Origin of the sequence: Rhodococcus sp. NPDC057135, from assembly GCF_042670865.1 — a bacterium.
Lineage (GTDB): Bacteria > Actinomycetota > Actinomycetes > Mycobacteriales > Mycobacteriaceae > Rhodococcus_F.
In genome coordinates, this window is record NZ_JBHUUU010000045.1 from 1 (window position 1) to 1,405 (window position 1,405).

The 1,405-nt window shown below is 68.4% G+C and carries 1 protein-coding gene; it reads right to left on the bottom strand.

From position 1 onward, the window contains the following. Window positions 1-501 precede the first annotated feature (501 nt). Window positions 502-1,242, bottom strand: a complete 741-nt coding sequence (locus ACFT1A_RS30955; protein WP_376073315.1) for a GntR family transcriptional regulator — start codon at window positions 1,240-1,242, stop codon at window positions 502-504. Window positions 1,243-1,405 lie beyond the last annotated feature (163 nt).

Genomic DNA, 1,405 nt, shown 5'->3' on the forward strand with positions numbered 1-1,405 from the left:
CCTTGCCTCGCATCGGTGCTTGATGTATCTTCGTGGCGTCGGCAAGATACGTTAAGTACCACCGGGCCGACAGATGCGTACCTTCGGCAAGAGAGACCGGGGCGGCCCCGCCCGGAGGCCCTGCCCCTCTTCGAGCAGCCGGACGCTCAGCCACCGACGGAGCCGCGGGGCTGACCAGCTCGACGGCATCGGCCACATCGCGGCAGCAGCCGCTCCCCATCAGCCCGAGACGGGCGGTGCGGTCGCCTCACGCTGCCCAGCCCCGCGACGGCGGGGGTACGGCGCTCAGCCCCCGTCCCGCCCCGTCAGACGGCCGCTCAGCGCCACGCGCCCCCCACCCCTCCGCCGCCAGCCTGTCCGCGAGCACAACAGCGAGAGCGGCAGTCGGCAGACGGCTGGCCATGTAAACCGCTCAGAGATGCCGCCCTCGCTGGGCAGCAGAAAGCCCCCGCCGGATCTCCGACGGGGGCTCCTGGGGACGTTGGGCGAGGGCTCTATGTGTCACTCGCCGATGGGCACCCGGGCGCCGGGGGCGTAGACGTCTTCCCAGTAGCCGAGTGCCTGTTCGTCGTCGTGGAAGGTCACGGTCGTGACGAAGACGGCGATGGCCGAGTGGGCCGGGGCGTCGATCTCCAAGGCGTTCAGCTCGTCCTGGGACGCCTGCCGGGCGTGGCCGGTGCGCTGCCCCTTCACGACTTCGCGGCCGGTGCGCTCGCTGTAGAGCTTGTCGAACTGCTTCACCATCCGTACGTCGTCGGCCAGCTCCGGGACGGCGGCCACCGTGTGGGGCGGATAGACGGAGACGCCGACCGACGTCGGCTTGTCGTCCTGGCGGAAGACGCGAATGCGGATCACGGCTTCGTCGCCGGGCTCCAGGTTGAGAGCCGTGCAAATCTCGGGGTCGTGGACCGACCGGGTCATCACGCGGTGACCGGAGGAGGTCTCGCCGGGGGCGTAGCGCATCCCGTTCTTCTCCATGCGCTTCAGGCGGTCCGCGCCGGTGATCACCATGGGGTTCTTCTCGACGACCGTGCCCAGCGCCCCGCGCGAGCTGACCAGGCCCTCGCTCTTGAGTACGGCCAGGGCCCGGCTCACGGTCTTGGCCGCCACGCCGAACTGCTCACGGATCTCAGCGACGGACGGCAACGTGGCGCCAGGCGCGAGTTCCCCGCTCTTGATCAGTGTGCGGAAGTGGGCCGCCACGTCGGCATAGCCCTTCCCCTCCGGTGCCTTGTATGGCATGGCTTCTCCCTGTTTGTCGGAGCGCGGTACACCTCCGAAGGTACATCAATGACCCTCCCAAGGTACATCCTTGCCTCGCATCGGTGCTTGATGTATCTTCGTGGCGTCGGCAAGATACGTTAAGTACCACCGGGCCGACAGATGCGTACCTTCGGCAAGAGAG